Below are 13,341 nucleotides of genomic sequence, written 5' to 3' on the forward strand. Positions count from 1 at the left end.
CACTTTAAAGTACATACATTTTTAAAGTGTTAAATATAATTCATAATAGCACCAATAAGAAGAAAACAAGCTTTACGGTACTATAGGGCCTGGTGGTTCCAAAGAATGCCTATGCTTTATAAAACGATTAGGGAGGTTAAAGATATGAGTACTTCAAATTTGAGTGAAATAAGTAAACAAATATTAATAGAGGAGGAAACACTTCAATTTTCCTCTTTTACAAATGAAGATGCCTTGCAATTAGGTTTATTTATCGTTGAAACAGCAAAGCGAGAGGGGAAATTGATTGCTGTTGATATAGCAAAAAATGGTGTGCAATTATTTCATTTCAAGATGACAGGGACAACTGAGGAAAATACGAAATGGATTGAGCGTAAAAAACGGGTCGTTTCCCTGCATAATCATAGCTCGTATTATATGCAGATAGAAAGTGAGATAAGCGGAGTTCCATATCATGAAAAATACCGTTTAGATGGCTCGGAATATGCTGCGTTTGGTGGATGCTTTCCTATCCAAATAAAAAACGTAGGGGTTATTGGGATGATAACAGTCTCAGGATTACCACCAGAAGTAGATCATGAATTGGTTATAAGAGCAGTTAAAAATCATTTAAATCAATAATAGAAGTAATTTTAAAGGTTAAATAAAAAGGCAAAAATGAACATATTCCTGTTCGTTTTTGCCTTTTTATTATTTATTTAAGGAAATGGACAGGGAGATGATATCCCTAAAAAGTACAAAGAGAATGTAGCGTGGATTCTAAGGGTCAACGTTTTCCTAGTAAACAACCATTTAAAGATATTATGAAATAAAAAATCTTCAATTCGAAACACTTTGCTTGACGATTATAATCTATGTAGTTAATATGATACACATAAAATAACTTAATTACTTTTAATAATTAAGTTATTTTATATAAGTAACGGTAGGTAAGTAGAATGTGGTAAAAATGCTTTGAATTGCCACTATTAATATTGGGGACAATTAGAAAGCGACAACTATAAAAAATTAGAAGTTAAGAAATAAGATTGGATCAACAATAATAGTAGCTTCTGTACAATGCATTTTTACTATAGTGACAATGACTATACATCACGAGGGGGGACTGAAATTGGAATCAATGACCTTTGTTTTATTTGGAGCAACAGGGGATTTAGCTAAAAGAAAAATTTACCCCGCGCTATATAACTTATATAGAGATCAAAAGCTTCCAAAGCGAATATCCGTTATTGGGCTTGGAAGGCGTGAAGTATCTCATTTAGATTTTCAAAAAAGAATAAAAGAATCCATAGAAACTTTTTCTCGTCGCAGAGAAGAAGGTACTCCGAAAATAGAAGATTTTTTAGAGTATTTTCGTTATTGTCCGTTAGATGTGAATAAGCCAGAAGATTATAAAAGGTTATTACAAGTAGTTCGTGAAAGGGAAGAAGAACAAAATATACAAGGGAATAGAATGTTCTACCTTTCAGTTACTCCGGACTTCTTTGAGACAATTGCTTTAAATATTAAAGAAAGTGGACTTGATAAAACGGATGGATGGAAGCGCCTGATGATTGAAAAACCGTTTGGTCATGACCTTAAATCTGCCCGAGAGCTGAATGATAAGCTTAGCCGAACGTTTGAAGAAGACGAAATATACCGTATTGATCATTATTTAGGTAAACCGATGATTCAAAATATTGAAGCACTTGAATTTGCAAATCCTGTTCTCCAATCAATTTGGAATAAAGAACATATTGCGAATGTACAAATAACAGCTAGTGAAACGGTTGGGGTAGAAGAAAGGGCAGGATATTATGATCATGCAGGAGCCATTCGCGATATGGTTCAAAATCATATGTTGCAAATATTAATGATGACTGCTATGAATTTGCCGGAAAAAATTAATGCATGTGAAATTCGTGAGGAAAAACGAAAAGTGATGGAGACTCTTCGTAAAGTGAAAAAAGAAGACGTTCAGAACCATATCGTTCGCGGGCAATATGCTTCAGGGGAGATAAAAGGACAACAAGTTGTAGCGTATAGGGAGGAGCCAGGAGTAAATCCTTCTTCTCAAACAGATACATTTGTTGCGGCTCGCCTATGGATCGATAACCCATTTTGGACTGACGTTCCCTTTTATATACGAACAGGAAAAAGAATGAAAGAAAAGTCTACTCGTATTGTAATTGAGTTTAAAAATACATTAAAACAGCAATATCAAGATAGTAATCCAAATGCAGAGCCTAATTTGTTAATCATTGAAATTAGCCCAAATGAAAATGTTTCACTCCAATTAAATAGTAAAAATCCATTGAACAATGGAGAGCTTGAACCGATCCGTATTCATTTTACTTGTGAGCAAACAGGGGTGGGAATACCTGAAGCCTACGAAAGGCTTATCTATGATGCTGTATGCGGAGATTCTACATTCTTTGCACATTGGAGAGAAGTTGAGTTGTCGTGGGAGTGGGTGCAGCCAATACTTGAAGCATTCGAAGAAAATTTGTTACCTCTTCATGAATATGAGTCTGGCTCGTATGGTCCGGATACTGCTCATGCTCTATTACAAGAAAGTGAATTTAAATGGTGGTTAGATGAAGGATTGAAAAAATAAGTACATTCTTATAAGTAAAGCAATATGAAAAAAGATATTCATCATTTTATTAACATGTATTTATGATGAAAGGTAATTCAAGGAGGAATTATATTATGAGAGTAGGATTAATTGGTTTAGGTAAAATGGGATTAAATTTAGGGAAGAATTTAATGGATCATAAACATGAAGTAGCTGCATTCGATTTAAATACGAGTGCGGTGGAAGAAATGAAAGAGTATGGTGCTACAGGTGTATCTAGTTTAAGCGAACTCGTTCAATCATTGGAATCACCAAGAATTCTTTGGGTAATGGTTCCGCACGCTGTTGTTGATTCTGTTATTAATGAGGTTACACCGTTGTTATCAAAAGGAGATATTTTAATTGAAGCTGGGAATTCACATTATAAAGAGTCTATTCGCCGATATGAGCAACTAAAGACAGATGGCATTCACTTTATGGATGCAGGAACTTCTGGCGGAATGGAAGGTGCTCGAAATGGTGCTTGTTACATGATCGGAGGAGACCAAGAAGCTTGGGACATCGTTGAACCTATCTTCCGAGATACAGCTGTAGAAAATGGATACTTATATGCTGGCAAAGCTGGTAGTGGTCACTTTTTAAAAATGATTCACAACGGAATTGAATACGGAATGATGGCTGCTATTGGTGAAGGATTTGAGGTTTTAGAGAAGAGTGAATTTGACTACGATTATGAAAAAGTATCAAAAGTATGGAACAACGGTTCAGTCATTCGCTCTTGGTTAATGGAATTAACTGAAAATGCATTTTCTAAAGATGCAAAACTGGATGAAATTAAGGGCGTTATGCATTCTTCTGGTGAAGGGAAATGGACAGTAGAAACAGCATTAGACCTTCAAACAGCAACTCCTGTTATCGCGATGTCTTTATTAATGCGCTACCGCTCATTAGACAATGATACGTTTACAGGAAAAGTTGTAGCAGCTCTGCGCAATGAATTTGGCGGACATGCAGTAGAAAAGAAATAAACATTTTAAAATTATAACTCGTTAGCGTTTAAAAAATGGAGGGAATGAATCATGAAGTTTTTTATCGATACTGCAAATCTTGAGGACATAAAAAAGGCATATAAACTAGGGGTTTTAGCTGGCGTTACAACGAATCCTTCTTTAGTAGCGAAAGAGGGCATTAAGTTTGAAGACCGTATTGCAGAAATTTGTCAGGCAGTACCTAACGTTGAATCTGTTTCGGCAGAAGTAACTCCAGATGTTGTTGCAGCTGAAGAAATGATCTCCCAAGCAGAAGAACTAATTAAAATTAACGGTGGTGATAAAAACATCACGATAAAACTTCCGATGACATTAGCAGGATTAGAAGCTTGTCGCTATCTTACAGAAAAAGGTGTGAAAACGAACGTTACACTTATTTTCACTGTGAACCAAGCTCTTTTAGCTGCCCGAGCAGGTGCAACGTACGTTTCTCCATTTTTAGGTCGCTTAGATGATATTTCTGAAGATGGCGTATTATTAGTTGCTAAAATTGCTGAATTATTCGATGTTCATCAATTAGATACACAAATTATTGCGGCTTCTGTCAGACACCCAGACCATGTCACTCGTGTAGCGATGGCAGGTGCTCACATTGCAACAATTCCTTATAAAGTCATTGAACAACTTGCTATGCATCCACTAACAGATCAAGGTATTAAAAAGTTTGCTGCGGATTGGGCGAAAGCGCCTAAGTTATAATGAAATGAAGATTTCACTTTTCAAAATAGCACTATAGTTATGAAAAGGACCTCCTTATGAGAGAGAAGCTTATTAAAACGTAGCTCTCATAAGGGAGCGTCTTTTTTGTATACATCATGGTGCTCTTTTGTTATAGGAATAATTTGAAAGGGGTTACATAGTGAGCTCGAAATATATGATTGGTGTAGATATTGGGACAACTAGTACAAAATCAGTTTTGTTTTCGATTGATGGATCAGTTATTGCAAGTCATGGGATTGAATATCCTTTATATTCTCCCGCACCAGAAACAGCAGAACAAGATCCAGAAGAGATTTTTCAAGCGGTCATACATACGATTAAAGAAACTATACAATCAAGTAATGTGCAGCCAGTTGATATTCTTTGTGTTTCTTTTAGTTCGGCAATGCATAGTGTCATTGCTGTAGACGAAGCAGGGAAGCCGTTAACGAGATGTATCACTTGGGTAGATAATAGAAGCGCCAGCTGGGCAGAAAAAATAAAGAATGATATGAATGGTCATGAAATTTACCTTCGTACTGGAACACCAATCCATCCTATGTCACCACTTTCGAAATTAGTTTGGCTTAAGAATGAACATGATGAGTTGTTTGCAAAAAGCTATAAATTCATCTCTATTAAAGAGTATGTTTTCTATAAGTTATTTAAGGAATATGTAATTGATTATTCTATTGCATCAGCAACAGGAATGTTCAATTTGAAATCTTTAAAATGGGATGAGGAAGCTCTTCGTGTTGCAGGAATTACCGATGAAAAGTTATCTACAGTTGTTCCAACGACGCACAGTTTAATAGGGATAAATGAAGAACTTGCAAGAGAGATGAATGTACTTGTTGCTACTCCTTTTATAATCGGTGCGAGTGATGGGGTACTATCGAATTTAGGTGTAAATGCAATAGAACCTGGAGTAGTTGCTATTACAATTGGTACGAGCGGTGCAGTGCGAGTTGTCACAAATCATCCTGTAACGGATCCGAAAGGTAGGACTTTTTGTTATGCGTTAACTGAGGACCTTTGGGTAATTGGTGGACCGGTTAATAATGGTGGTATGATTTTTAGGTGGGTTCGCGACCAATTATGTACGTTAGAAGTTGAGCATGGGAAGCGTTTAGGAAAAGATCCATATGAAGTGCTTACGGAAATAGCGGCAAAAGTGAATCCTGGATCTGACGGTTTATTATTGCATCCATATTTAGCAGGCGAAAGAGCTCCTTTATGGAATGCGAATGCGCGGGGATCTTTCTTTGGGCTTGGACTACATCATAAGAAAGAGCATCTTATACGTGCTGTTTTAGAGGGGATCATTTATAACTTGTATACAGTTCTTCTTGCGTTAAAAGAACTAATTGGCGAACCGAAAAAAATTCAAGCGACAGGTGGTTTTGCAAGGTCAGAACTTTGGAGACAGATGATGGCGGATATTTTTCATCAAGACGTATACGTTCCTGAAAGTTTCGAAAGTTCTTGCCTAGGAGCGGCAATCCTCGGTTTATATAGCTTAGGTGAAGTAGATACATTACATGTAGTTTCTAATATGGTAGGTGCCAATTTTTATCATGAGCCAAACATGGAAAGTGTGGAGAAATATAAAGATTTAACACCGATCTATATTCGTTTGGCCCGTCACTTGGAAGAAGAATATGAAAGTATAGCAGCTTTTCAGAAAAAGTGGGTTTAGAGGCTATTTGGCAGAAAAATATGGTAGCGTATAAAGAGGTACTCTTTCAATGAATAATAGTTTTAGGTTGCTTAGTAAGAAGTGTGATGAACAAAAACTATAGGGAGAGGGTTATGAAAATGACGGATAACAAAGGGTTTATTGGATATGTTGGAACTTACACGAAAGAAAATAGTGAAGGAATATATACTTTTACTTTAAATACGGAAGCGCAAAAAGTTAGTAATGTAACACTTGCGGCTAAGCTGGATAACCCTACATATGTAACGATTAGCAAAAGTAATCAATATCTCTATTCTGTTGTAAAGGAAGGAGAAGCTGGTGGTGTAGCTGCTTATTCGATTAATAGTCATACTGGAGAGCTAGAGGAACAAAATAGACAAGTAGTAGTAGGGGCTTCTCCTTGTCATATTAGTGTGGATAGTGGAAACCATACGGTAGTTACAGCAAATTACCATAAAGGAACGATTGAGTCTTTTGAAGTAGATGAAGAAAATGGAATTGTAAATCCTACTTCATCTATTATGGCACATGAAGGTTCAGGTCCAAATAAAGAAAGACAAGAAAAACCACATGCACATTACGCGGGGTATACTCCTGATGAAAAATATGTGGTAGGTGTTGATTTAGGGATTGATAAAATAATTACGTATGGAATAAAAGATAGTACATTAAAAGAAGTGAATAGCTTGTCTGTGAACCCAGGAAGCGGTCCAAGGCATATTACTTTTCACCCGGACGGAAAGTACGCTTATGTGATGACTGAACTTAGTTCGGAAGTCATTGTGTTAACATATCATCCGGAAGAAGGGTCTTTTACAGAGTTGCAGTATATTTCTACTGTTCCAGAAGAGATTGATGGAAATAGTCAAGGAAGTGCTATTCATATTTCTTCTGATGGCCGTTTTGTATATGTAGCGAATCGTGGTCATAATAGTATTGCTGTTTTCAGTGTGGATCAAAATTCAGGTCAGCTTACATTTGTGGAACATACATCTACAGAAGGAAATTGGCCGAGGGACTTTGTGTTAGATCCTACTGGAAAATTTCTTATTGCTACAAATGAAAAGTCACATAATCTTGTGCTATTTTCAAGAAATGAAACGACAGGGAAGTTAACACTGTTACAATCTGATGTTGTTGTACCAGAGCCTGTTTGTGTTAAGTTTTTAAACGTTTAATTTATGATTGGTAGAATTTCTATATACCCCAAAAACAGAAAAAAGCAAAGCGATATCGCTTTGCTTTTTTCTATTTCTTCTTCGGCCTACGTACTAGTTCGCCGCCACAATTCGGGCAAACGTTTTGTCTTTCCTCTGTACATGGTGCACAAAATGTACATTCATACACGCATATGTATGCTTCAGAATCGGACTGAAGGGAATGATCGCAAATTTGACAGTTTGTTTTCATTTCTAATGCCATCGTAATCCTCCTTATTATTTGAAAGTTCGTAATTTAATTATAATTACTATTGTAATGGGTGTCCTTTTTAAATGAAAAGAAATAGATGGATTATGTTGTTGTTTGCAATGAAATAGGTCCATTTGTTTTTAAATTGATTATTTAGTGCAGTTGGAATATTATGAAATAGTCAAAAGACGACAGGGGGTATATATTTTGACTAATAATAACGACTATTTTCGTGTAGAAGAGGATGTAAATTACAATAGTTTAAAAGCGGATTGTGAAAAATGTTTTGGATTATGTTGTGTGGCATTACCGTTTGCAGCATCAGTAGATTTCGCGGTGAATAAAGATGGTGGTAAACCTTGTACAAATTTACAATCAGATTATAAATGTAGTATACATAGAGATCTTAGAGGAAAAGGCTATAAAGGTTGTACAGTATTTGAATGTTTCGGTGCTGGACAAAAGATTTCTCAAGTTACGTTTAAAGGAATTGATTGGCGGAAAGATGCTCAGCATGCGAGAAAAATGTATGATGCTTTTCCGGTAATGCATCAACTTCATGAAATACTTTGGTATTTGAATGAGGCTATTCTATTAAAGGCGACGCAGACAATTCATAAAGAGCTGAAGGAAGCAATTGAAGAGACTGAGCGTCTTTCTAATTTAAGTCCAGATGAGTTAATGGAAGTAAATGTGCCATTACACCGTGCAGAAGTGAACATTCTCCTTTTAGAGACGAGTGAATTAGTTTGGAAAGAAATGAATGATGCACGTAAAAAACGAATCAGTCACCGAGGTGCAGACCTTATGGGAGCGAATTTAAAAAAGAGAGATTTACAAGGAGCCAATTTAAGAGGGGCGTATTTAATTGCGGCTAACCTTAATGGTACAGACTTACGCGGAGCTGATCTCATTGGAGCAGATTTGCGTGATGCAGATATTAGAGGGGCAGATTTTACGAATAGTATTTTTCTTACGCAAGTTCAAATTAATGCGGCGAAAGGGGACAAACATACGAAATTACCGAAAGTGTTGTCTCGTCCAGCACATTGGAGTGCGTAAAGTGTAGGGAGTTGTAATAGTGTGGATATTTTTCAGCATTTAGAGGAAATGCAGGAAGATGTATTTTTGTTATCAGTATCTCAAATAGAATTGAAGTATTATGATATTTGTCGCACACTAGCGTCAAGTGAGGATGCGGAGCGCATTAAATTGATTCCATTAGATTCATACAAGGAAAGTATGAGGATAGGTTTGAAAGAAGCGTTAGAAATTGCTGAAAGTGAAGAAGCGAAGGCAATTTATTTTGAGTATGATCTTGATAATGAGTGGGATAGTCAGTTCTATGTTTGTGACGATTACATGTTTCTTGAAGTAGAGGATGATGATTGGGCCAGTGATTGGACGGATGAAATAAAAGGACCATCTTTAGGAGAGTTAGCTGATATTTATGGTGAAAATGGCTTTGATTCAGATGAAAAGGCTGTAGGTATTACTCTATATTTAATCGCAAGAACAGTGTGTAGTTTTATAAGTGCATGTAGTGGAGTACAAAGCAGTATACCAATTTGTATAGGATTCCATGATCAAGACCCAATTATGCGAACAGGCAGAGACTAAGTCTCTGCCTGTTTTTTTTATACTATTTTTGCTTTTCAAAAGTAGTAATTATAACACTGCATATAATAAGGATACCACCAATGAAAAAGTTACTGTTTAACGTCTCATTTAACAGGAGCCAGCCAAGTAGCGAACCAACGATAGGCTGAAAGAAGAAAAATAATGAACCGATGCTAGCATCCATTAATTCTAACCCTTTATTCCAAAGAAAAAATGCACCTGCGGTTGAGACGATTCCTAAATAGAGTACGCCTAATAATACGTACATGTTTATATGTTCAATAGGACTTGATTGGAGTTCCCATACCATGCACGGTGTAATGAAAAAGAGTGAAAAGAATATTGCGTGCGTTGTAATAATTAAAGATGAAAATCGAGCGGAAGCGATTTTTACATAAATGGATAGTAAAGCCCACGTAATAGCGGCTCCAACTAAAATGATTGTACCGATAAAATAGGAGCCGATTTCAATATCCCATCCGATAACGATAATGACACCGATTGTCGCTATTATAGTTGATAAAAGTCTACGAGCAGTTAGTTTCTCTTTTAAAATGAACGCTGCAAATATAACCATAAATGCAGGTGTAGCTGATGTCACTAAGGAGCCTGTATGAGCATCGGATAATTTTGTTCCGATAAATTGACATGTGATCGAAATGAAATACCCGATGAATCCAATCCAAGCGAATAATAGCCAATCTTTTTTGTGTATGGGTACTTTTTTCTTTTGCTTTTTTTCAGTTGTTTTCAAAATCGCATATAAAACAACAAAAGCGATAATAAAGCGTAGCCAAACGAGTGTAAGTGGAGGAATAAAGTCGAGTACGTATTTACTAACGACGTACATACCGCCCCAAATACTTGCTGCTAGTGATAAACATATAGCTCCTAAAATTGTTTGTTTCATGTAAACTACCTCCGTCTATTTTTAGGGTATTATGAGTTCCCTAAGACGAGGCAAAGTGTATGTGTCCCGCATTAACGGGCAGTAAGACCCCTACCTCAAAGTTCAGCGAAAGCAAAGAAGTTAGGCGGGGGATCAACTGCCCGTATATGCCCGATTGGTTCAACCAATAATCAGTGGGGAATAAAGCCCCCCACTGATTAAAGTTTCACTTTATTATATGAATGCCCGTCTTAGTTTATAGACGGCCTACAGGTTGGTCGTTTTCGAATGAAGTGTTGTAGTACATGAGCGCATTCCTCCTTCATAATTTTATAATGATATTATAACTCAATTTTCAGTTTATTGGGATGGTTATTGTACGGAGTTGATTCTTTAGAAAATGGTGGTTGTCTAAGAAAGCATAGTATATGGTAGAAAAACATATTTTTAAAATAAAAGAAACCAATTACATAACTGATAAGTATATTAAGAGTAGGATGAAAAAGTAGATTAATAGAGAAAGAGGAGGAGATTTACATTACTACAACCGTTATTTCCCATTTTTATAACGAAGAGTATTTATTGCCGTGGTGGCTTGTGCATCATACGAAACTGTTTGATCATGGTATTTTAATTAATAAAGGTTCTACAGATCGTTCGGTTGAAATTTGTAAAAAATTCGCACCGCATTGGGAAGTGCGAGATTCTACAAATCCAGAGTTTGATGCAATAGCGACAGATCATGAAGTGATGAGGGCGGAACAAGAAGTAGAAGGTTGGAAAATGATTTTAAATACGACTGAGTTTCTTTGTGTGCAGGATAAGAATCAGTTTTGGAAATCACTAAATGAATTGGGAGGGAGGATGTATTGGCTGGAAGGGCTTATTATGGTCGATAATCTTAACTATAATTATCCGGACCTTAACTTTGGAATACCTTTAATGAAACAGCGATTTCACGGTTATTTACCAGAAGATTGGGCGTTATGGAGAAGAGGTAGATTTATTCATAATCATGAACACGGAAGTTATACGGTTGGAAGACATTTATCCGCGCATGAATCTATGATTTATCCGCCTCTTGCTTGCATATTATGGTTTGGATTTAGTCCGTGGAACGATGCGATGAGAAAGAGAAAATTACAAATTGGTCCGACTCTTTCTGAAGCTAGTAAGCATGGGGGAATGGGAACGCATCATATTATTACACCTGAAAAATTAGAAGCATGGTATAGAGAACTAGCGGGAGGAGCAAAGGATCTGCGTTTTAGTGGTGCGTATCGTTATGCTTTTTTATAAATGATTCCCACCATAAAATTGTTTCTTCGATCCCAGTATTTAGATCGTATGTTGGTTTCCAGTTTACTTCAGTTTTTAAACGCTCTACATTAATGCCGACGAATAAAGGTTCATCTTTAGAGAAAGGAATCGCACCTAGTTTAATTAAATGTTCTTTTCCTAACTTTTTAGCAATGATAGAAGCTAATTTTTTAATTTGTACAGATTGACCAGAAGCGATATTGATTGTGCCTGTAACGCCATGTTCTAATACTGTTAAGAGAGCATCAGCGACGTCGCTCACATGGAGGAAATCTCTTGATTGTTTTCCATGTGTACATAGTGCTTCCTCATTTTTTAATAAGGAAGTGATAATGTTAGAAACGAGCCGATTCCCTTGTTCGTGAGGGCCATACATATGAAAGATGCGGCCCCAACACATGCTGAGGCCGGTTTGCTCAGCGTATGATTGTAGCCAAGAGTGTAGTGCATTTTTACATAATGAATACGGTGTTTTATAGGAAAGAAGCGGTGAATCTTCAAATAGTACGCCGTTAAACCATTCATACTCTGCGCCAGTACCTGCAACAATGACTCGCTTTCCACCGCATGATGTGAAGTGTTGAATCAATGAGATACTGCACGTAAGCCAATAGTAATTATTAATAGATACATAACACGCTGGCGGCACTGCTTCCCAAGCTAAATGAATGAGATGACTAGGTTTAATGTCGTAAATGAGTTTTTTTACTTCTTCATCGCAAAGTAAGTTTACTTTATGCCAATGGCAAGAAAGGTGAGAAGGCTTATTTGTATTGTAAGTGGCGTGCACCTCATAGCCCTTTTGTATAAGAGAATTTACAACATATTTACCAATCCATCCACTACCGCCTGTTACAAGGATTTTTTTCATGGCTCAAGTACCTCAACTTCTGGAATTGTTACTAAAAATTTGCCCCCCCATTCACGAATGAAAGGGCATTCTTTCATAATTTCATCTTTCAAATTCCAAGGGAGTATGAGAATGTAATCAGGTTTTGTACGTTTAATTTCTTCTGGAGATTTTATTGGTATGCGGGTTCCTGGTAGAAGGAGGTTTTGTTTGTGAGGGTTTTTATCTACTGTATAAGCTAGAAATTCTTTGCCTATCCCGCAATAATTTAAAAGGGTGTTTCCTTTAGCTGGAGCACCGTAACCGATAATTTGTTTGTTTAAAGCTTTTGCTTCGATACAAAACTTTAAAATATTTATTTTCAATTGTTCGATGCGTTTAGAAAAAAGGAGATAGCAATCTAATGTATCTAGCCCGTAATCTACTTCTTTTTGGATTAAGTTTGTAACACTAGAATGAATAGTGGATGAGTCACTATGATGGTTTACAAAAACACGCAAGGAACCACCGTGTGTTGAAAGTTCTTCTACATCGACAATTTGTAAATGATGATAAGCTAAAACTTTTTGAAGACTTATAAGTGAGAAATAGGAGAAGTGCTCATGGTAAATAGTATCAAACTGTTTAAAGGATATGAGGTTTAATAAGTGCGGGAATTCAATTGTTATCGTGCCATCTTGTTTTAATAACGTTTTTAAACCGGCAACAAAATCATGCAAGTTCGGTACGTGTGCTAATACGTTATTTGCGACGATTAAATCTGCTTGCGGTAATTTTTTTGCTAAGTCATTGCTGAAAAAATTCACTTCAGTAGGGATTCCTTTTTTGATAGCGATTTCCGCCACATTTTTTGCTGGCTCAATTCCTAAAGTTTCGATTTGTTCTTTTTGAAAGTATTGTAATAAGTATCCGTCGTTACTTGCGATTTCAATTACTTTCGAATGGTTTGTTAAGTTGAAACGCTTAATTGCCATTTCAACATATTGTTTGGCGTGAAGTAGCCAACTGGAGGAGTAAGAGCTGAAGTATAAATAGTCATGAAAAATGTTGTGCGGAGATTCAAATTCATCTAATTGTACAAGTAAACAAGAGTTACAAACAAATGTATGCAGTGGATAAAAAGGTTCCATTTTATATGAGTTTTCTGGAGCTACAAATGAGTTAGCGAGAGGGGAAACACCTAAATCTATAAAAGTATCTTTTAACAATGAGTGGCAAAAACGGCATTTTTTTTGTTCCATTTTA

At 36.4% G+C, this 13,341-nt stretch carries 13 protein-coding genes; 9 read left to right on the top strand and 4 right to left on the bottom strand.

The features are described 5' to 3' along the window. The first annotated feature begins 144 nt into the window (after positions 1-144). The 6 genes from JFU54_RS15100 (at position 145) to JFU54_RS15125 (ending at position 7,185) form a co-directional block, all read left to right on the top strand. Positions 145-621 (top strand): heme-degrading domain-containing protein, encoded by a 477-nt coding sequence (locus tag JFU54_RS15100; protein ID WP_002199830.1) that lies wholly within the window; start codon positions 145-147, stop codon positions 619-621. 490 nt (positions 622-1,111) lie between these two features. Then, entirely contained in the window at positions 1,112-2,596 is a 1,485-nt protein-coding gene (gene zwf / locus JFU54_RS15105; RefSeq protein ID WP_002142544.1) for a glucose-6-phosphate dehydrogenase, read from the top strand. Between the two features lie 95 nt (positions 2,597-2,691). Next, positions 2,692-3,585 carry a phosphogluconate dehydrogenase (NAD(+)-dependent, decarboxylating) gene (gene gnd / locus JFU54_RS15110; protein WP_002033317.1) on the top strand — a complete coding sequence of 298 codons (894 nt, stop codon included), beginning with the start codon at positions 2,692-2,694 and terminating at the stop codon, positions 3,583-3,585. A 51-nt stretch (positions 3,586-3,636) separates the two neighbouring features. Then, a complete protein-coding gene (fsa, locus tag JFU54_RS15115) occupies positions 3,637-4,305 on the top strand; it encodes a fructose-6-phosphate aldolase (RefSeq protein ID WP_201065028.1) in 669 nt (222 codons plus the stop codon). Positions 4,306-4,462: 157 nt separating this feature from the next. Further along, complete coding sequence (gene gntK / locus JFU54_RS15120; RefSeq protein ID WP_201065610.1) at positions 4,463-6,004, top strand: gluconokinase; 1,542 nt, start codon at positions 4,463-4,465, stop codon at positions 6,002-6,004. A 119-nt stretch (positions 6,005-6,123) separates the two neighbouring features. Beyond that, positions 6,124-7,185, top strand: coding sequence for a lactonase family protein (locus JFU54_RS15125; protein ID WP_201065613.1), 1,062 nt, complete (start codon positions 6,124-6,126; stop codon positions 7,183-7,185). 70 nt (positions 7,186-7,255) lie between these two features. Here the strand turns inward: JFU54_RS15125 and JFU54_RS15130 are convergent, their stop codons facing one another. Further along, complete coding sequence (locus JFU54_RS15130; protein WP_201065030.1) at positions 7,256-7,429, bottom strand: DUF1272 domain-containing protein; 174 nt, start codon at positions 7,427-7,429, stop codon at positions 7,256-7,258. 195 nt (positions 7,430-7,624) lie between these two features. Here JFU54_RS15130 and JFU54_RS15135 point away from each other — a divergent pair, with 195 nt between their 5' ends. Continuing rightward, entirely contained in the window at positions 7,625-8,479 is an 855-nt protein-coding gene (locus tag JFU54_RS15135) for a pentapeptide repeat-containing protein (protein ID WP_201065033.1), read from the top strand. Positions 8,480-8,500: 21 nt separating this feature from the next. Continuing rightward, positions 8,501-9,037, top strand: coding sequence for a hypothetical protein (locus JFU54_RS15140; RefSeq protein ID WP_201065036.1), 537 nt, complete (start codon positions 8,501-8,503; stop codon positions 9,035-9,037). Positions 9,038-9,059: 22 nt separating this feature from the next. On the opposite strand, the gene JFU54_RS15145 is transcribed toward JFU54_RS15140, so the two are convergent. Next, on the bottom strand, positions 9,060-9,947 hold the full coding sequence (locus tag JFU54_RS15145; RefSeq protein ID WP_201065039.1) for a DMT family transporter: 888 nt from the start codon (positions 9,945-9,947) through the stop codon (positions 9,060-9,062). A gap of 492 nt (positions 9,948-10,439) precedes the next feature. On the opposite strand from JFU54_RS15145, the gene JFU54_RS15150 reads away from it, so the two are divergent. Further along, positions 10,440-11,225, top strand: coding sequence for a glycosyltransferase family 2 protein (locus JFU54_RS15150; RefSeq protein WP_088039848.1), 786 nt, complete (start codon positions 10,440-10,442; stop codon positions 11,223-11,225). On the opposite strand, the gene JFU54_RS15155 is transcribed toward JFU54_RS15150, so the two are convergent. Both JFU54_RS15155 and JFU54_RS15160 read right to left on the bottom strand, forming a co-directional pair. Continuing rightward, positions 11,194-12,117, bottom strand: a complete 924-nt coding sequence (locus tag JFU54_RS15155; RefSeq protein WP_201065042.1) for an NAD-dependent epimerase/dehydratase family protein — start codon at positions 12,115-12,117, stop codon at positions 11,194-11,196. The genes JFU54_RS15150 and JFU54_RS15155 overlap by 32 nt on opposite strands. After that, positions 12,114-13,337: a class I SAM-dependent methyltransferase gene (locus tag JFU54_RS15160; protein WP_088039847.1), complete on the bottom strand. Its 1,224-nt coding sequence runs from the start codon at positions 13,335-13,337 to the stop codon at positions 12,114-12,116. Before JFU54_RS15160 ends, JFU54_RS15155 begins: the two co-directional genes overlap by 4 nt. Positions 13,338-13,341: the final 4 nt, after the last annotated feature.

This window comes from Bacillus sp. TH19 (assembly GCF_016651075.1).
GTDB classification, from domain to species: domain Bacteria; phylum Bacillota; class Bacilli; order Bacillales; family Bacillaceae_G; genus Bacillus_A; species Bacillus_A mycoides.

What these genes read in the sequence shown, in the direction of transcription:
- gnd (WP_002033317.1), top strand. Translation starts at nt 2,692, where the DNA reads ATGAGAGTAGGATTAATTGGTTTAGGTAAAATGGGATTAAATTTAGGG.
- fsa (WP_201065028.1), top strand. Translation starts at nt 3,637, where the DNA reads ATGAAGTTTTTTATCGATACTGCAAATCTTGAGGACATAAAAAAGGCA.
- JFU54_RS15130 (WP_201065030.1), bottom strand. Translation starts at nt 7,429, where the DNA reads ATGGCATTAGAAATGAAAACAAACTGTCAAATTTGCGATCATTCCCTT.
- JFU54_RS15100 (WP_002199830.1), top strand. Translation starts at nt 145, where the DNA reads ATGAGTACTTCAAATTTGAGTGAAATAAGTAAACAAATATTAATAGAG.
- JFU54_RS15155 (WP_201065042.1), bottom strand. Translation starts at nt 12,117, where the DNA reads ATGAAAAAAATCCTTGTAACAGGCGGTAGTGGATGGATTGGTAAATAT.
- JFU54_RS15160 (WP_088039847.1), bottom strand. Translation starts at nt 13,337, where the DNA reads ATGGAACAAAAAAAATGCCGTTTTTGCCACTCATTGTTAAAAGATACT.
- JFU54_RS15125 (WP_201065613.1), top strand. Translation starts at nt 6,124, where the DNA reads ATGACGGATAACAAAGGGTTTATTGGATATGTTGGAACTTACACGAAA.
- JFU54_RS15145 (WP_201065039.1), bottom strand. Translation starts at nt 9,947, where the DNA reads ATGAAACAAACAATTTTAGGAGCTATATGTTTATCACTAGCAGCAAGT.